The sequence below is a fragment of the Methanosarcina barkeri str. Wiesmoor genome (assembly GCF_000969985.1).
Lineage (GTDB): Archaea > Halobacteriota > Methanosarcinia > Methanosarcinales > Methanosarcinaceae > Methanosarcina > Methanosarcina barkeri_B.
Genome location: NZ_CP009526.1, coordinates 275,592 through 293,509, shown reverse-complemented (window position 1 = coordinate 293,509; position 17,918 = coordinate 275,592). Strand labels below are relative to the sequence as shown.

The following is a 17,918-nucleotide window of genomic DNA, read 5'->3' as shown; positions in this document are numbered from 1 at the left end:
AAAAAACATATATATAAGAGAGGAGTATTGATAGTTAGTAGCGTGGGACAAAAAAATATACGAACAGACCAAAAACCGTGCCATCAATAAGGAGTTTAAATAATTCTCCCATGTTACTCTTTCTTCCTTTAATTTTAAATTTTTAAAATGATACCGTTTTAGGGCTAATAAGTTTCATTTTTTATCTGTTTTTCTAGGAGAACTTCTATTAGGTTGTGCACAAAACTAATGCATTGATTCCAAAGTATGTCTAAAATGAATTTTTTGAAAACCACGAAAAGCGCAGAAGGCACGGAAATAAGTAGTAAAGATGTGGTTCTTCCGCACTTTCCGTGGTTGTAATATCCAGATTGAATCACGCTGAAACTGTTTTCATTTTCCGTGTTACAGAATTCCATGTGACCAGTTTCCGTAACACTTCTGCAAATTCAGCAGAATTAAGGAAATGATAAGGAAAAATCCATGATCACTTTGGAATGAGATTCTTTAGATACTTGAAAAGGGCAGCATGGTTTTCGAGCACGAGATCCGCATGTTCTATCTTTTCAGGCTCAAGCATACCCGTAACTGCAACACAGTAAAGCCCTGCCCTCTTGGCGGCAGTTATCCCCAGAGGTGCATTTTCAATTACCATGCACTCGTTTTTTGTCAGGTCAAGTTTTTCAAGGGCTTTGAGGTAAGGGTCCGGGTCCGGTTTTCCGTGCTCAAGGTCACTCCCGGTAATTATGACGTCAAAACATTTAGAGAAATACTTATTGACAACTTTATTTACTGTATCAGTATGTGACCCTGAGACCAGAGCGAGCTTGAAATGCCGTTTCAATGCCTTAATGCAGTCTTGGATACCTTCATAAGGCTTTATCCGATCAAACTCGAGAACTTCACGTTTCTTTTCAGGCAGTTTTTCGAAATACCAGGGCTCAAGCTCTTTTCCGGACTTTTCGAAAATTGATTTAATTAATCTCTTATTGTTTGAGCCTTCAAGCTCATAAATATCTTTTCTAGTAATGTTAATACCGATTTCCTTGAAGGTTTTAACCCAGGCCTCGGCCTGAAAATTCATGGAATCTATAAGAACTCCGTCCACATCAAAAATTATTGCTTTTAACATCTATTTAATAGATTGCTATAATCTATGATAAATATTATGAAAAATAAAGTTCTATAAAATCTCTATATAGATATCTGTTAGGTTGTGATAACCTGATTATTTTTTGAGCAGAGTTCTCATTTTAAATACTTCTCGTACAGAATTCCCCCCAACCAGTATCCTAAGAGGGCAAAAAGGAGTGTGCCCGGAACATAAATTGAAGGTCCTAACCCCTTAACAGAAAATACTATATTGAAAAATAAAATGTAGGAGATTAAAAAGATAAAAAATCCAATTATCTCAAAGTATATTTTTGCTGGTTTCAAGTTTTATCTGAGCCTCCTCTCTCCAATCTATAAACATATAAATCACAAGATTTGGCTTGTTGAACTTTACTTTCTATTCTTTTTATTTTCTATTCATTTTACTTTCTATCCTTTTTACATTCTATTCTTTTTACATTCTTTCTTCGCCTTGCTTGCCTTCTTCTTCTGTCTTGAAATTAAGGGAAACGGAGTTAATACAGTAGCGTTTTCCGGTTGGTGCAGGCCCGTCTTCAAATACATGGCCCAAGTGGCTTCCGCAGCGAGAACAGACTACTTCTATCCTGTTCATGAAATAGCTGGTGTCCTCTTTGAGCCTTACCCTGTCACTGGAAATAACATCATAAAAACTTGGCCAGCCGGTTCCGGACTCGAATTTGGTGTCCGAAGAAAAGAGTTCCTGCCCGCAGGCAGCACAGGTGTAAACTCCTTTTTCCTTGTTATAGTACAGGTTGCCGGAAAAAGGCCTTTCCGTGCCTTTCTGCCGCAGGACGTGATATTGTTCAGGCGTAAGTACTTTTTTCCATTCTTCTTCAGATTTTTCAACCGCTTTCTGTGCCATTTGTAAACCCCTTTTGTATATGAGTTAGTTGTTCCAGCGATATTACTATTTCTCGAGTCCGCAAAGACCAATTGTTAGTTTGGAAATAAAGTCAAATGGTAAATTTGCAACTAGAGTAAAAAGAAAAATTATGTTTGTATAAATTTAATAATTATATTGTATATGTGAAATAAAATGGCGAAAATTGAATGTTAAAATCGAGAATCAAATGATAAATACAATTATAACAAGTTGGATTATATAAAAGTTATATTATATATACGTGTATTATATTATGTGTGAATATATAATAACCCTACAATAAAACCTGTTGGTTTGGGGTAGCATGGGAGAGAATCTGACAGGGAGAAAAGACCATAGTATAATGGTCGCTGCACTTATCTTTATACTTCTTGCAGCAATCTTTGCAGTTATCGTTTTTAAACAAATTAACCCTGGAAAGTTTACTCTACCTTTTTATTTTCTAGTAATGGGAATGTTTTTCTTTGCTACAGCTATGGAATCCGAAAGTAAACTAGGAGAACGGCTTGCTTCTTTGAGCTGGACACTTAACATGCTAGGCTTCATTCTCTTTTATCAGTACTTAACAGGAAACCTGCAAAGCTGGATCTACTTGTGGCCACTGGTTTTTCCCTCAGGAATTGGATTGGGGCAGGTCTGCTATGGAGCGGTTAAGGCCAAAAAAGAGCCCATTGAGCGTGGAAAAGTACTCATACAGATGGGTTTTGGGCTTTTTATACTAGTTTTCGTAATTTTCAAGCTTTTTTTCCAGTATAAGCCGATTTGAAAGCTCAATACTTTAATCTGGCCTATTTAAGGCTATATGCTCTTAAAAGCCTTTAAGAAATATAGTTTTTAGCTCTTTCTTGACTTATTCACTCAGAAAAAGCTTGTAATTCCTTTCTTTCTGTAATGCCGTAACTTACAGTTATTTCCAGTAAAAGTACAGCTAAAGAACAGTATTTTTGGACAGAGCTCCTTGTAAGTATTTGCCTGCAAGATCTCATCTCAAAAAGTTTTTAATATTTTGGATAACAATTTTCATTTGAAATTTTCGTTTAGTGGTATAAATGGAGCTTTCACAATACATAGCCAGGGGAGATTATACGTGCTCCTCACCAAAATTTGCGGTTTTTAGGAAGGTTAATTGGATTTTAACCTGAAAATAAATGGTAATTTTTTTGGAAACACTACTATCTTAGTTAATTGTCTGAAAAAAGGAGGAATAAGTTCCAGTTTGGTAGTGAATTTAAGAGGACCCTATTACTCTTATTCAGTTAAAAACTCCGAGGTAAGGCATCAGTTCTTATGCTGCTCTTTAAAACCCTGATTCAAAATGAGCTAGAATAAAAACTCGAAGAAAACATACTATGAGTATGTACTCCATGACTCCGCTCTTCGCTTCTATCAGGATATGAGGGTGCCTAAAAGGAACGATGTCAAAAGAAAAGGGACAAAGGTATGAAGAAGATAGAGATATGACCGGAAATGAGAAGGGAATGAAAAAACGGCTTGAAAGGGCAGGAAAAGTAAGATGGGAAAAAATATCGATTGGGAAAATGAAAGGAAAAGTGAGCGTAACCAAGCCTGCAGGGACTTCTGTTTTTCTCCTGGGAATCCTATTGCTGGCTGTGGTGATGGCTGAAAGCGGATGTACGGACTATGATTGCGAACGTGGCTCAGGAAATGTGGAAACTATAACCCGTAGCATTGAACCTTTTCACAGCTTGGATTCACGTATTTCAGGAAACGTATTTATTGAGCAAGGGAACAGCAGCCTTAGAATTGAAGCAGAAGATAATATCCTGCCCCTCCTGGAGACCAGCGTGGAAAACGGAGTTCTGGTAATCAATGAGAAAAAATGCATCCGCCCCCAGAAAACTATTAAGATCTATGCAGGGATGGAAGAAGTCCGGAGCCTTTCCCTCAGTGGCTCGGGGGATATTATAGGAACTACGCCGATTGATTCCGAAAACCTGGATCTCGCAATCACAGGTTCAGGTAATATCAAACTGGAGACAAATGCCAGCTCTCTGAAGAGCCTGATTTCCGGTTCTGGGGGTGTCCTCCTGAAAGGCAATGCCTCTTCACATGAAATAAATATAGAAGGTTCGGGAAGTGTTGATGCTCCTGAACTCAGGACCGAGGTGACCAGAGTAAGTATCAGGGGTGCGGGAAATGCAAATGTCTACGCGGACCGGAAACTTGACACTAATATAAGCGGAAGTGGAAATGTATTCTATAGAGGGAACCCGGAAGAGTTCAACACGCAGGTTTCAGGCAGCGGTAAAGTCACAAATAAAGGCAGATAAATTAAAAGCAGATAAATCATCAAGTAAAAAATTAAGTAAATGATTGGATAAAAATCCGTCACGAATTCTTAAATTAAATTATCCATTTCAATTTTTGCTGGACTTTACTCGTGCCTTAGTGAGTCCACAGGCTTCATTTTTGCGGCTTTTCTTGCAGGGTAGACTCCTGAGACAAAGCCCACGAAAACAGCTACAAAGAATCCGGCCGCAATTAGGCTGAAAGGAAAGACGACAGGCAGTTTGAGGAGGGTTTCAACACTGTATGCACCTGCGATTCCAACCGTACTTCCCAGGAGGCCTCCGAAAACTCCGAGCAGGATTGATTCTATCATGAAAAGAAAAAGAATGTCAAAGCCTGTAAATCCAAGAGATTTGAGCACTCCTATCTCCCTTGTCCTTTCAGTTACGCTTACGAGCATGATATTCATGATTCCTATCGAGCCAACCAGCAGCGAGATTAGCGCAACGGCCGTCAGGAAAGAACTTAAAGCTGCCGCCATCATATCCGTCTGTTCCAGTACCTCTGCTTGATTGACAATGATATAAGGGCGGGAATCTTTATCTTCAAGTTCCCTTTCAGAAATCCCGAAATTTCTGGCAAGGCGCTCGTCGACCTTATCCGAGGTCTCCTGAACTGTTGCAGGATCATTGGCCATTGCAAAAACCCCGCCATAATCTTTTTCGCCAAGAATCTCGTTCATGATGTCTATAGGGATAAGAACGGCCTCATTATCATTGTACGCCTGGATAACAGTGTTCTCCGGGTTCTGGATTATTGCCTTAACTTTAAAGGTCTTTGTGACTTTTTCGTCTTCTCCAACCCTGAAGGTTATGTTTATGGAGTTCCGGGCCGAGATGTTACGATCAAATTTCTCGTTTGCAACCTTGTACCCGATAACCGCCACGTACCCATCGTTGTCAGTGATAAAGTCACCTTTCTGGAGTTTTGTGTTTGCCACTTCATCATAAGATTTCCCGACGCCGCTAACCATAATATTTTTGGTTTCGGACATGTACGTGACTTCTGCAGTTTGTGACTTCAAAGGCGAAACGCCCAAAATCCCAGGCGTGTTCTCAACGATCTTCAATTCATTGTCATAAAAAAGCTTGGGCTGCATCCCCTGAATATAAATGAAATTTGACCCTATATTGGTCACTTCGTTTGTAAAATGCTGGTTGAAACTTGCCCCAAGAGACACATTTGCAATTACGGCTGCAACTCCTATAACGATTCCAAGCACTGTAAGGGTCGAACGCAGCTTTGCACTTTTAATGCTTCCAAAAGCGAGTTTTCCTGCACTGAAAAGGGGGATCATAAATGGAGCTCCGTTGTTTTTGCTTTGATATAATTCATCAATTGACCAAAATATATACAGTACATACTTCTAATATATTAAAACAGATAACTAATATAATGTTATAAATTTGTGTGATAGATGGTAAAATTAAGATCTAAATAGAAAACTAAATCGACAAACAAATATTGAAGTAAGTCTTGAAAATATAAAACCAAAATAAGGTGCTATTTTACTTGGCTCTTAACAATGTGGTATCATGAAAGAGAAACGAATATTTCTCTCGTATTCTCAAAAGAATATGGATTTAGCAAATGAAATTGATAATGCACTCCATATAAAAGGAATCGGGGTAACAAGAGACATAAAGAATGTAAAATGTGCTCAAAGCTTCAAAGAGTTTATGAAAAGTATCAGAGATCACGACTTCGCTTTAATGTTGATTAGTGATTATTATCTTAAATCTCAAGCTTGCATGTTTGAAGTCATCGAGTTTATGAAAAAACCAAACTATAAACAAAGAATAATAGCAGTTGTCAACGATGACATAAATTTTGATTTAAAAGGGATAACATATCTAAAGTATTGGGAAGAAAAAGGAAAGTTGATCGAAGGAGCTATAAAAGAACACCATCAAGAAAAAATAAAGCCTCTTAAAGAAGAAAGGGATGAAATAAAGCTTATTGAAGATAATATCATGGAATTTATTTCTACAATAAGGGATCTAAAATACATACCATTCAAAGAATTATACAAAAGTTATTTAGATTTATATGACACAGTCGGGCTAAAGATAAACAAAAGTGAAGAAATTTACGATATAGTTACTGAAGAAGATGCCAGTTTTGGACTTGCAAGAAGACACTCTATAAATGTCTTAATAAACAAGGATTATCCCAAGTGTGAAATTAAAACAGCTCTAAAGGAAATAGTATCTTCTTTAAAACAGGCTAATGATGTAATCTGGATATTTGTTTATAATAAGTTAAAAGATGTCTCAAGTGTTAATTGGTTTTGCCAAGGATACTGGGTTTCATCTAATTTAGATCAAAACTGGAGACCAATAGGCATAACATCAAATGACAGGATTGAGGATATAGAGATTAGATGGAATGAGGGATATGAAAACTTGAGAGAGATTTATAAACCTCTTTCTGGAACTAAAAATGAGATTATTAAATGGTCAGAAACATTACTAGAAAAAGTAATTCCAATAGCTAAGACTGCGGTTGAAAAATTCGATTTACTTCAAAGTAGTGAAATTAATAAAGAAGAGTTTCTGGAGTATATGCACAAAAACCGTAAAACTGTGCAGGAATTGTATTCACAGTCTGGAGAAAGAAAGTATCCACCTTATGAATGTAGAGAGTACATTCTAAAGCTTGACAATTTATTTGCAATAGTTGACAATATCTTCTTATTTCATTCAAAAGAAAACATGGATACATGGCCTGAAAAGACTAGGATGATAATGACTGAACAAGAGAAAAATAGATATTACAAAGTATTAGAAGAATTAAATTATGAAAGAAAGAAACTAAATTGAGGTTTTACCAAAATTAACGAAAAGGCATTAAAAACAAAGAAATTATCTAAAATAACTTATTTCTCCAAAAACTTACATCTGATGCCTTTAAAATAGCATCGCAAAATATAGATGAATATAGAGTTCAGTGATAAAAGCCTAATTAAAGGTGCCTATTGTTAAAAAATTAGCATTTTATGTGATTTTCTTTTACAAATTGAGTATCCTCTTCAAATTGAATGGGTAAAAGTAAATTTCATGTATTTGCTGAAAATTTTAGAATTTAACCAAGTCTGAAAAACAATGTCAAGCGATGTATTCAACTTTACAACTATATGATAAAATTGTTGCGTATTTCTCAAGTTGGAAAATTCTCCATTGAATTTGAAGAGGATACCAAATTGAGTAAAAATATAAATATTAATTACGTGTTGAAAATTTAAATAGAGCATTTTTCTTTATTACGCAATTAAAAAGACTCTTTGTCATTTCCTATGGATAAGACTATTTTCTTTTCAAGACTGCATTGGTTTTTATGAGGACATTATGAGGATATCCATACAAAACAACGAAGAGCCATTAAAAAGTATTATAATTATAATTATTGGCAGAAAAATTCATTAAATTGACTTTAAACTGCTTTAAATAAATTTTTTGGTAAAATAGACATTATTTCTAATATTATTGAAAAGTAAGAAATATTATAGAAAATGGTGGAACCTTAATTAACTTGTAATTAAAGAATAAAAAACTAAAGAATTCAACAATATCTCTCAAAATCCGCGCCTTGAAACATTTTTTTGACTACTCGGGAATAACCGAAGTAAACAAATCGCTTTTGGGCAGCCTAATGAAGGAAAGCTCGTTGAAAATTTCCGAAAAAAACCCGAAATTTGTTCCCGGACTATCGCTTGTAGATGAAGTTGATGGAAAATAGTTGGGCATATTCTCTTTTTCCCTATAGTAATCAAAAAAGGGAAAGAAGATTTAAAGTGAGTAAAACAGGTTTAAACTAATTAGATAAGTTTAAAGAAGTAAATACCCAGAACATAAAAAAATTAAACTGAGAAAATCAGAGAAGTGGGGTCAGGCTTGGCTCGTCTTTTTTAAACTCGGGACCCGTAAGAGGGGAAGTCGAGACCAATCTTCCGAGTTCTCTTGCGTTTTCAAGCAGCTTGGGCCTGAATGAGACTTCTAGATTATCCGTGCCAGCCGCAATAACGGTTTCCAAGACATCAAAGCCAAGATAATAGAGAAGGCCGGCTGTATATTCAAAATATGGTTTGAAGGCATCCCTGTCCGGACTCCCCTGGGAAAAAACAAGAATCAGTTTTTTATTATCAAGCCTGCTTGAAAAATCAGGTTTTAAGAAGGCGGTCAGGCGGTCAATTAAGAGTTTAGTCTGAGCAGTCATCTGCCACATATAAACAGGAGAACCAAGTACAATAGTGTCTGCAGCCTGGATTTCGTGGTAAAGTTCCTGCATGTCGTCATCTATTGCACAGCAACCTGATTTCTGGCATCTGAAGCAGGCGTCACAACCTTTAATATTTAGAGAGGCCAGGTTGTAAATTACTTTTTCTGCCCTTTTTTCGGCAGCTCCGTCGAGAATTGCGTTTACAAGCTTTGCAGTGTTACCATTGATATTAGGACTACCCACCAATCCAAGAATTTTAATTTTAAGGCCCCCTTTGAAGAGTTTAAAAGTTAGAATCTCACACAGTATAACAAAAGTATAAATGATCAGTAAACATAAAAAAGTTTCTCTTATTTAAAAAAACAAAAGAGTTTTCGAGAAAGTTCTGAAGAAAAAAGAAGAAGGGATAGAGTAAAGAGAAGAAAAAAAGAAGGGATAGAGTAAGGAGAAGAAGAAAGAAGAAAGAAAAGGGAAGATAAATTGACTTAGAGCCGTTACGAGTAATGTCTTTTCCACTTGCAACCTGTTATAACGACATACAACTTAGTTTTTGGATAGACTCCAAAATAAATCCTTTTTTGTCCTGAAAAATTCCGTGTTCAGGCTCGTATTTTTATCCCCCAGACAACTGCTCCAATTCCCCCGATAACAAGAAATAATCCGAATATCCAGGGTAGGATCAGGACTCCTGCCAGAGAGTTAGTCAACAGAAGCAAACCAAGTATTATGGTAAGGGCGCCAAGAATTCCAGTACCCCGTCCTCCTCCCTTAAGTGCTGAGGCAAGTACTATGGCACCATTGACAATAGCTAATGCTCCTATGAAGATAATGAGGAACTTAAGAACGACATAAGGACTGATGATAGGGTACATTAGTATGACAACTCCTGCAATAATACTCAAAATACCTGAAAGCAACTTCCATTTTCCATACTTCGTAAATATCAGCGCTCCTATAACAGCAACAATTCCTTCTGCTAGCCAGAAAATGGCTAGGAGTTGTATTAACAGAATAGTAGTTGCTATAGGCTCGTATAAAAGAAATATACCTATAACAATAGCAATAATCCCTTCCAGAAGTAAAGACCACCAGGGTACCTGCGATACTTCTAACTCCGTTTTGGACTCAGTACCAATTGGTTGCTCCATATATTTCATCTCCCTATATTCATTTGGATCTTATCACTACTGCCCGCTACCAGATACAGGTATAGGCTCAACTAAAGAGACTTATTCACCCTGAATCACAGGAACTCATCCTGAATCACAGGATTTTTGTTCAAAAACATTTTTACACACACAAAACAAACCAGAGCAAAAGAGAAGATTGCTTTCCCCCATAAAGAAAGGATCTCTCCTATTTGGAAAATGCACTGATGAAATTCATTTAATGTGTGCAAGCCCACTCTCGATTAACCCATATTTTGGAAGAACGTTGTTACCGGAGCTGACTGGAGTGCATCGCTTCTTTCATTTAAAGCACTGGTTCGACGCGGCTACAACAAATATTCATAATAATGTATCTTTGAAATAGGATTTCTTTTATGATATCAGTTCAATTTTCTGTCTTCGCATTCGACTGAAGGCGAAGATGTATATAATTATACAAATTATTAAATATAAAACAACTTATTACTAATTCTCAAAAAAGCTCTTTATCTAGAATAGGACTATACTGATTGAAATGAAAAATCAATAGCATTAAACCTTCAACTGTCTAAAACACAAAACAAGTCACAATTCCAAATGTGCTTGATTTTGTGCTTCAAGCGCGCAATTCCTAAAATTGAAGAATATGGATATATTTTTGGAAATCAAGTTTCTGATCAAAAGTTTGCCATAATATGAGCTTCTCTCCGAGCAATCTTATTCTTTTTTGAATCAAGCATATTATGATTTTGACTTTCAATTATTATTTATTCCGTATTTATATTTCTCCTAATATTATATTCGTTAAATACTAAACTTCAAGTGATACAATTTGAAATCGACGCTTTCTATTATTTTCTGCACTTTTTATTGATTGCAGTTAATCGCTATATTGATTGCAGTTAATCGCTAGCGGAATTAATGGTAAAGTTTGGTGATTCCAGAAGAGATTAAAGTCTCTAAAAATAATAATTGTATCATATATGGTATCATAGACGTTATCAAAATTTTGTTTTATAAATTTCATTAAAGGGGGTAAGTAAACATGGACAAAGGACATTCAATGGGACCGCACGCAATGATGCATGCTGGGGCGATGCCTGCTATTGTGGAACTTATGACTGAAGTATGGGGACTTCTAACTGAAGAACAGAAAAAGAAAGTTATGGTAATGAGAATGGAGATCATGACACAATGGATGGAAAATGAAGTAATTAATGAGGAAAAGATGATCGAGTTAAAGAAAAAAGCCATAGCTGACATTCGAAATGTACAAGAAATGATGAAATGAAAAATAAATTCAACAGAAGAACAATATCAAAATTTGTTGACGTCCAGGTTTTTACCTGGATTTCAACATAGTTAAAGTTGTAGATTCTTTCCATATACACTAAAAAATGTAGCCCATAAAAGTATCTCCAAATGAATACGGACTCTACACAGTACAAGTTAACAATGTAAGTAACTTGGCTGCTTCACTAATTTGTTGAGTTATAATCAATGGTTTTCTGCTGATTGATACTGTGAACTACCCCTAAGCTAAAGACTTAGGGGTTTTACGCTTCGTCATATAAAAGATGTGATAAGGAGGTCGGCTATATGACTAATATAAAAGTAAACGTCAGGTGGATGGATGGCTATTATGAGTCATTTGACTGCACAGAAGTTAGATTTGGTTTAGATCTTCTATGGATGATGTTGAATGACAACAAAAACCGTCATATCCCACTTAGAAATGTACGCTGGTTTTCAGTTACTCCGGTAAGTCGCGAAATAATATAACTTATAGTTATTATCTTATGTTCTTAAGGCAATGTACATTAACAGTTTAGGGTTTACCGAGCGTCGTCTTTACTTATTCCTGCTTTTTTTGAAAACTTACCCGCTGAAAGGTTACTGGGAAAAGGTGTCATGGGAAATACCTTAATGATGACGTTAGGACTTACGCACTGAATGTGAAAACTCAAGCACAATAGACGCTGCGGCTAAAGGCATATTTTAGGTAGTTGAAAGTTTAATTCTATTGAGTTTTCATTTCAACTGCGTAAGTCCTGGTAACTTTTCAACATGCATTACTAGCTTTCAGGATCGGCTCTTAACTTTTCTTTCCTTTTAAAAGGGCAAAAGCTCCAAGCCCCGCAAGAATCACTGTGAGGATGTTAAATCCGGGAATTGGGAACTCCTTCTCTTCTGTTTGTGTTTGAGGCAGCCCTTTATAGGTATTGTAATTGAAAATCGAGGCTCCCAGGAAAGCCGAATCATTGGAATAATAATCTGCCAGGCCGGTAAAAAGCTGCTCTATTGAATATTTATCCTTAAAGCCTTCTTCCACAGAGACTTCTATTATTCCTCTTGAGCCAGTACCTCTTATTTCTCCCATTTCCAGGGCAACGGCGTCAACAACATTGGAAACAGAATTAAGCTTCTTATTTTCGCCGGGATAAGCCTTGATAATGAAAAAATCAACAAAAGGAGCGATTTCCTTGATTTGCGATGCAGTATAATTAAGTGGAAGACTTGCTGAGATGGATACCTTTTCTTTAGCCTCTTTATTGGCTGTTTCAAACAATGTCTTGTAATCGATTGCGCTTTCTTCAGGGCTTTCCCAGGCAGAAGTATTTACGTCGATATCAATCCCATCAAAGGGAGCAAGGGATTTTTCATTATAATCAAGTACTGTGTCCAGAGTATTCTGGCAGAGGTTACCAGCTCCCTTTTTTGTGCAATTTACGTCTTCCAGGAGCACGGCATGTACGGAAATTCCCTTTTCATGAGCCATTTTCACAAAGCGCTCGTATTGCCATACATCTTCGTTGTCTACGCTGAGGAAAATCGTGTCTATGCCTGAGGAATTCAGTTCATTTACAAGGGCAGAGAAATTGAACTCATATGGGGAAGAAAGCCTGATTCCGAAAGTTTCGGAATTTGGTTTTGATCCAGCCGCAGTTTGAGTCTCGGAAATGTTTTCAGAGCTGTTTTTAAAACTGTATTCAAAGTCATCTTCAGAGACGTTTTCAGAGTTATTTTCAGAGATACTCTGTTCAGAGGTGCCCTCTGAATCATCTTCCAAAGAGTTTTCAGAGTTATTTTCAGAAACACTTCCTGAAGAAACTTTGCCTTCTTCCTGGTCTGAAATGATCTTCACTGTGGGTTCGGTTCCGACAAATTTCCTAACCAGCACATAATCGACTGCCATGTAGCCTGTATTCTTTGAGGCGTCTTTGTAGGAAGCGGCATACAGGAAAACATGCATTGGAAAATTGGTTACGGAATCGTTTGAGGCGAAATCCATTCTCGGATCACGGACACCATTTTTAAACCAGGATATTTTGCGAGTGTTGTTCTCCTCATACCAGGCAAGTCCTGAGACATACCATTCTCCTTCAGGAACATTGACATTAGTAAGATCATAGAGATTCTTTTTTTGCTTCCTGTAAATCGTTTCCAGGTCCACTCGGCTTTCGTTGGCAAGCTCGGTCTCATGCTTTATTTCGTTTTTTTTGCTGTCTATCTGGTCTATGAAACCCTGCTGTAGCACAGGCCCTCTGTTGTCCGTACCCGTGGTGACTTTCATTCTTTTGGCCACAAACATAGAATTGATCTCAAAACTTTTTTTGCTGTAGATCATAGAGGAATCATAGGCATGGACCTTTGGAGCTGAGACATTACAGATCCCGTTTTTAACCTCAACCAATCCTCCTCCCGAACTTTCAGCATTCCAATCAAGTTCGTTAAGGTAATTGCTCTCAAAATCATCAAAAAAGTCAAAAGTTTTTTCGCCACTGCTTACGGCTTCGGCCCCGGGGTTCCCGTACTTCATGAGAATTTTAGTGGTTTGATTTGCAGAAAGAGACGGAAGTCTGACCCAGATAAGAGCGTCCTCGTTTTCAGGATCCCAGGTTTCAATCCAGTAATTGAGTGTTCTATCTCCTGAGGAGAATCGAAGGTCAGAGCCATCATTTATTGTCTCTGAAAAGTTAAAATTCGAAGAGTTCAAAACAACAGCGACAGGGTACCCTTGCAGGTCTTTACCGGCATTTTCAGTAATTAGGATTTCCTTGGAGTAATTCCATGAATTATCTTTTGTGGAAAGATCCGACGTGTCACCCGTGGCAGCCAGGGCACAACCTGTCAATAGAAATATAAGAAATACAGAGAAAATCACATATGCAGTCGATCTTTTTGTTATCATTAGAAACCTCTCGCAAGCCCTTTATTAAACCCGATTGAGCATTAATATGAACATCTTGATAGGTAGTGATTATGAATATCTTAATAGATAGTGATTATTTACATGGTAAGAATAAACCTTTTCATAAATTCTTGTCTAATATAATAAAATAATAATATTAGTGACTAAATTAAAAAATAAAAAAGGATAACATCCAGAGAAGGATAAAACCATAATATGAACTCCGAAACAGTAATAAAGAATCTTTGCAATTACAGTTCCAATGACGCTTTTATCCAGTACCGAACTGAGAAAACTTATACAAGCAACGCCTTCTTTGCTTGAAAATGCCATTGATATAGAAACCCAGATCCAGCCTAACGGACTTGAGCTTACCCTGAAAGAAGTAAAAACAATAGACGGTTCTGGAGCTGTGGATTTTGATAACTCTGAAAGACAGCTTCCAGATGGGAAAACTCTTGAATTCGGGAATGATGGGTGGATTCACCTGCCTAAGGGAATTTACAAGGTACTTTTCAATGAGATTGTGAATATTCCCATGAACCTGGCTGCGATTGCAAAACCGCGCTCAACCCTTATTCGATGTGGAACTACTCTTGAAACCGCGGTATGGGATGCAGGATATAGGGGACGCAGTGAATCTATGCTGGTGGTTTACAACACTGAAGGCTTCAGGCTGAAAAAAGACGCCCGAATTATGCAGCTTTTATTCTATACCCTGGGAGCTGAAGTAGAAAAAGGGTATTCCGGGATTTATCAGAACGAAAATACAAAATAAGTCATCAAAAAGCGTTTAATTTTTTATATAATTTTTAATTTTTACTCAACACTCCCCTATATTTTTAAATTTCGTTACAATAGTTTTTTAATATTTATGAAAGTATTTTAAGTTTTTAGTCTTGTACCCATGAAAATCTGATTCATGAAAAGTAAGCAAGAGAAATCCCAATATTTAGTTCCTTAAAGAATATATCGATAAAGTTTATATTCTCGAATTCGAAATATGCAGCCTATGAACACTATAGGTAAATCCGTGAGGCTGGAACGTATATTCAATCGAAGTACCGGTAATGCAATTATTATTCCTATGGACCACGGGGTTAGTGCAGGTCCAATTGAAGGGCTTAAAAACCTTCAGGAAACTGTTAACAAGGTCGCAGAAGGTGGGGCAAATGCCGTGCTAGGGCACATGGGGCTTGCAAAGTACGGGCACCGTGGATATGGGCATGATGTGGGCCTTATAATACATCTTTCAGCCTCAACTTCTCTTTCTCCTGATCCGAACCATAAGGTTCTGGTAACAACTGTAGAAGAAGCTATAAAAGTAGGAGCCGATGCCGTATCAGTTCATGTAAATGTCGGGGCTGAAGATGAGTATGAAATGCTGCAGGGTCTAGGCTATGTGGCAGGAAAGTGCGATGAATGGGGGATCCCCCTCCTTGCGATGATGTACCCACGCGGAAAAAAGGTTCGTTCTGAATATGATGTAGATGTTGTAAAACATGCAGCTCGAATTGGAGCCGAACTTGGAGCCGATATCATCAAGACAAACTATACCGGGAGCCCTGAAACTTTTAAAGAAGTAGTGGAAGGATGCCCTGTACCTGTAATCATTGCAGGCGGCCCGAAAATGGATTCTGAAAAGGAACTGCTGGAAATGATCGAAGGGTCTCTCGAAGCCGGAGGAAAAGGTGTTGCTATAGGAAGAAATGTTTTCCAGGCCCAAGACCCAACAGGCCTTGTCCGAAAAATTGCTAAAGTAGTTCATGGAGGCGTAAGTGCGGAAGAATTATCAAAGTTGGGCAGGTAAGCCTGAAGATTAGAAAAACTTACACGTAAAAATTAAAAGATAAAGTTTGACCGGAAAGAAAAAGTGGAATTTAAAATCATAACGAAAGAAGATGGTCAGATGGGTAAATTCCACTTTTTCCAGTGGAAATAGACGGGTTGAAATTTTTTATAAAGATTTCCCCTCCAAAATATTATGATAAACGTACCATAGTATAGTCGGGTATGAATCAGACTTAAAAATTTTCCAAAAGAAAAACTCGGGTTAAAAATCTTAAAATTTAGTATTCCAGGTTCACTAATATTAATCACAACTTATTAATTACAGCTTATCAATGAGCTATCCCAAAAATAATGTTATGTTGGAATTTTTAAGTGTAGGTATATAAAGCCTTAGTTTGACAGTTTGATTTTTATGTGGGAAGATTGTTTTCATATCCATTGAAATGATAAGTAACATTATTTCAACAAATTTTTGCCCATTTTTTATGATTCAATTTGACAGATGATTCTCTTTCTCTTGATAGCTATTTTTATGATTTTTGACCAAATTTTTGGTATAGAATTTGACAGATAGCATCTCAGATAAAATATAGATACTATCCAAAAAGTCAGGTGCCAAAAGTGCTAAAATGGGACAAAAATCTCTACTAATTTGCTTTATAGTGATTATGAAGCTGGAAAACCAGAGGTAATTTAAAGAAATTTATGAATACTGTCAATTGATTTTTGACAAAAAATTGAAGCTTCTCACTAAAGTTAAAAACTAAGGAAATAAATAAATAAATAAATAAATAAATAAATAAATAATTTTATGATAACTCTTGAAATGAGAAATTTTCTCAAACTAATACAGAATTACAAATTCTGATTCTGTGTTATGAGATTAATTTTTATTCTGCTGCTATTTGAAGCTTCTACTTAATTGCAGGCGCCTCCTTATAAAAAATCCAACGTAAATTTTGTAGATCTTATACAGAGATGAGAGGTACTGTATCTAAAATTTGTAACAAGGATGATGATGATGTGTAAGTTTAAAGTCGATAAGATTGAAAAAATAGCAAAAGCCATAATTTTACTATCACTTTTTATAACAATGTCTTTTTTTATATTTGTACTTTACTCCGAATTTACCGGGAAACATCTATCTATTGGTGGTAATTATCTTATTATTTCTCTTCTCGTTAATATTGGATTTTTCATGTTAATACTTATAAGCGTACATGAATTAATTAAAAATTATCGAGAAGCTTCTAAAAAATAAGAATCATTAAGCATAAAAAGGTTCAAAGATGGACAGCTTGAATAAGAAATAAGGGATTAGACTCAAAAAGAGCATTGGAAGACGGAGTAACTTTTTAACCGATAATCAATGGAAAAACTATAGTCTCAGCACCAACTTTCAAACATGATGACTAATGGTATTGTTCTCAAGTTTCTCAAAGCTGAATAGTTACAGTTTATCAAATACAACAAAAAGCATGGGGTCAATCGATAATCGAAGCAAGATGCAGCTGTAATACATTGTTTAATTCTGGAAAATAGCTACATTATAATATTTTGTAGCTGTGAATTTGTTCGTGGAAAATGGATTAGTCAATGGAGAATTCTGAGAAAATAAAAATTACGGGAAGAAAAGAGTTTAGTATTGTTTTTCTAATTACACAAAAAAGCTTTGTAGAAATCTCCTAAATTGAGGCACACTACCGGATAATTGGAGAATGTAAGCAGCAATTGCATAAAAATTTCGATAAAAAAGTGTATAACAGTAGAAGTGTTGTTGAAACAGTATTTTCAATAATAAAAAGAAAGTTTGGAGAGATAGTTAAAGCAAGAAAGTTTTACAATCAAGTAAAAGAAATAAAAATAGAAATGATAGTGTACAACATAAAAAAAATACTGTAAACTCTCTTTGGATGAAATTGAGGATTTCTATAAAGCCGAAACTTTAATATCATAGGTAATTGTCGGACGCCCTGTTTCGGGGGGGGTGGCCGCCCACAATTTGATTTAATCTTTCTAAAAATTCAGTCTTCTTTTTTGGAATTACCATCCTTAAAGTTGTAGTTTTATTTCTTTTATTCTTAAGACTTTAAAAGTTATAATCTTAGTAAATAGATCTTAGAAACATTACTTTAAGAACAAATTACCTCAAAATCATTTCACGCGCTAATGCAGAATGAGTGGTAAAAGAAAAAACGCAGGATGATAAATGAGAAAATGCAGAATAAGAAAAAGTGGATTTTAAGTGACATGAACCCTTTTT

14 protein-coding genes and 1 pseudogene are annotated in these 17,918 nt (G+C 36.2%); 8 read left to right on the top strand and 7 right to left on the bottom strand.

Annotation, left to right across the window (positions count from 1 at the left end; all coding sequences use genetic code 11):
• Window positions 1–466: 466 nt before the first annotated feature.
• The 3 genes from MSBRW_RS01355 to msrB all read right to left on the bottom strand — a co-directional run bounded on the left by MSBRW_RS01355 (window position 467) and on the right by msrB (window position 1,975).
• Window positions 467–1,111: an HAD family hydrolase gene (locus MSBRW_RS01355; RefSeq protein ID WP_011305770.1), complete on the bottom strand. Its 645-nt coding sequence runs from the start codon at window positions 1,109–1,111 to the stop codon at window positions 467–469.
• A gap of 116 nt (window positions 1,112–1,227) precedes the next feature.
• Entirely contained in the window at window positions 1,228–1,416 is a 189-nt protein-coding gene (locus MSBRW_RS01350; protein ID WP_048102581.1) for a hypothetical protein, read from the bottom strand.
• A 130-nt stretch (window positions 1,417–1,546) separates the two neighbouring features.
• On the bottom strand, window positions 1,547–1,975 hold the full coding sequence (gene msrB, locus MSBRW_RS01345) for a peptide-methionine (R)-S-oxide reductase MsrB (RefSeq protein WP_011305771.1): 429 nt from the start codon (window positions 1,973–1,975) through the stop codon (window positions 1,547–1,549).
• Window positions 1,976–2,300: 325 nt separating this feature from the next.
• Between msrB and MSBRW_RS01340 the strand changes: the two genes are divergently transcribed.
• Window positions 2,301–2,762: a hypothetical protein gene (locus MSBRW_RS01340; protein ID WP_011305772.1), complete on the top strand. Its 462-nt coding sequence runs from the start codon at window positions 2,301–2,303 to the stop codon at window positions 2,760–2,762.
• A 649-nt stretch (window positions 2,763–3,411) separates the two neighbouring features.
• Window positions 3,412–4,287 (top strand): head GIN domain-containing protein, encoded by an 876-nt coding sequence (locus MSBRW_RS01335; protein ID WP_048102583.1) that lies wholly within the window; start codon window positions 3,412–3,414, stop codon window positions 4,285–4,287.
• 104 nt (window positions 4,288–4,391) lie between these two features.
• Here MSBRW_RS01335 and MSBRW_RS01330 read toward each other — a convergent pair whose 3' ends face one another.
• Window positions 4,392–5,603: an ABC transporter permease gene (locus MSBRW_RS01330; RefSeq protein ID WP_011305774.1), complete on the bottom strand. Its 1,212-nt coding sequence runs from the start codon at window positions 5,601–5,603 to the stop codon at window positions 4,392–4,394.
• A 238-nt stretch (window positions 5,604–5,841) separates the two neighbouring features.
• Between MSBRW_RS01330 and MSBRW_RS01325 the strand changes: the two genes are divergently transcribed.
• The gene (locus tag MSBRW_RS01325) at window positions 5,842–7,128 is read left to right on the top strand and encodes a toll/interleukin-1 receptor domain-containing protein (protein WP_011305775.1); all 1,287 of its coding nucleotides are present in this window, start codon (window positions 5,842–5,844) and stop codon (window positions 7,126–7,128) included.
• Window positions 7,129–8,179: 1,051 nt separating this feature from the next.
• On the opposite strand, the gene MSBRW_RS01320 is transcribed toward MSBRW_RS01325, so the two are convergent.
• Window positions 8,180–8,779 carry a flavodoxin family protein gene (locus tag MSBRW_RS01320; RefSeq protein WP_268990304.1) on the bottom strand — a complete coding sequence of 200 codons (600 nt, stop codon included), beginning with the start codon at window positions 8,777–8,779 and terminating at the stop codon, window positions 8,180–8,182.
• A 344-nt stretch (window positions 8,780–9,123) separates the two neighbouring features.
• The gene (locus tag MSBRW_RS01315) at window positions 9,124–9,672 is read right to left on the bottom strand and encodes an HdeD family acid-resistance protein (RefSeq protein ID WP_011305777.1); all 549 of its coding nucleotides are present in this window, start codon (window positions 9,670–9,672) and stop codon (window positions 9,124–9,126) included.
• Window positions 9,673–10,717: 1,045 nt separating this feature from the next.
• On the opposite strand from MSBRW_RS01315, the gene MSBRW_RS01310 reads away from it, so the two are divergent.
• A complete protein-coding gene (locus MSBRW_RS01310; protein ID WP_011305778.1) occupies window positions 10,718–10,963 on the top strand; it encodes a hypothetical protein in 246 nt (81 codons plus the stop codon).
• A 504-nt stretch (window positions 10,964–11,467) separates the two neighbouring features.
• A pseudogene (locus MSBRW_RS24120) lies at window positions 11,468–11,609 on the top strand (DUF4277 domain-containing protein); the annotation flags it as partial.
• A 158-nt stretch (window positions 11,610–11,767) separates the two neighbouring features.
• On the opposite strand, the gene MSBRW_RS01300 reads toward MSBRW_RS24120, so the two are convergent.
• Window positions 11,768–13,864 (bottom strand): DUF2341 domain-containing protein, encoded by a 2,097-nt coding sequence (locus MSBRW_RS01300; protein ID WP_011305779.1) that lies wholly within the window; start codon window positions 13,862–13,864, stop codon window positions 11,768–11,770.
• 262 nt (window positions 13,865–14,126) lie between these two features.
• On the opposite strand from MSBRW_RS01300, the gene MSBRW_RS01295 reads away from it, so the two are divergent.
• From MSBRW_RS01295 to MSBRW_RS24115, 3 genes are all read left to right on the top strand, one after another.
• On the top strand, window positions 14,127–14,642 hold the full coding sequence (locus MSBRW_RS01295; RefSeq protein WP_011305780.1) for a deoxyuridine 5'-triphosphate nucleotidohydrolase: 516 nt from the start codon (window positions 14,127–14,129) through the stop codon (window positions 14,640–14,642).
• A gap of 234 nt (window positions 14,643–14,876) precedes the next feature.
• Window positions 14,877–15,674, top strand: a complete 798-nt coding sequence (locus tag MSBRW_RS01290; protein ID WP_048103168.1) for a 2-amino-3,7-dideoxy-D-threo-hept-6-ulosonate synthase — start codon at window positions 14,877–14,879, stop codon at window positions 15,672–15,674.
• A gap of 1,712 nt (window positions 15,675–17,386) precedes the next feature.
• Window positions 17,387–17,557, top strand: a complete 171-nt coding sequence (locus tag MSBRW_RS24115) for a transposase (protein ID WP_157209476.1) — start codon at window positions 17,387–17,389, stop codon at window positions 17,555–17,557.
• Window positions 17,558–17,918 lie beyond the last annotated feature (361 nt).

Excerpts from the sequence above, each read along its gene's own strand:
- MSBRW_RS01315 (WP_011305777.1), bottom strand. The coding sequence starts at position 9,672 with ATGGAGCAACCAATTGGTACTGAGTCCAAAACGGAGTTAGAAGTATCG.
- MSBRW_RS01300 (WP_011305779.1), bottom strand. The coding sequence starts at position 13,864 with ATGATAACAAAAAGATCGACTGCATATGTGATTTTCTCTGTATTTCTT.
- MSBRW_RS01340 (WP_011305772.1), top strand. The coding sequence starts at position 2,301 with ATGGGAGAGAATCTGACAGGGAGAAAAGACCATAGTATAATGGTCGCT.
- MSBRW_RS01325 (WP_011305775.1), top strand. The coding sequence starts at position 5,842 with ATGAAAGAGAAACGAATATTTCTCTCGTATTCTCAAAAGAATATGGAT.
- MSBRW_RS01355 (WP_011305770.1), bottom strand. The coding sequence starts at position 1,111 with ATGTTAAAAGCAATAATTTTTGATGTGGACGGAGTTCTTATAGATTCC.
- MSBRW_RS01295 (WP_011305780.1), top strand. The coding sequence starts at position 14,127 with ATGACGCTTTTATCCAGTACCGAACTGAGAAAACTTATACAAGCAACG.
- MSBRW_RS01335 (WP_048102583.1), top strand. The coding sequence starts at position 3,412 with ATGTCAAAAGAAAAGGGACAAAGGTATGAAGAAGATAGAGATATGACC.
- msrB (WP_011305771.1), bottom strand. The coding sequence starts at position 1,975 with ATGGCACAGAAAGCGGTTGAAAAATCTGAAGAAGAATGGAAAAAAGTA.
- MSBRW_RS01330 (WP_011305774.1), bottom strand. The coding sequence starts at position 5,603 with ATGATCCCCCTTTTCAGTGCAGGAAAACTCGCTTTTGGAAGCATTAAA.
- MSBRW_RS01290 (WP_048103168.1), top strand. The coding sequence starts at position 14,877 with ATGAACACTATAGGTAAATCCGTGAGGCTGGAACGTATATTCAATCGA.
- MSBRW_RS01310 (WP_011305778.1), top strand. The coding sequence starts at position 10,718 with ATGGACAAAGGACATTCAATGGGACCGCACGCAATGATGCATGCTGGG.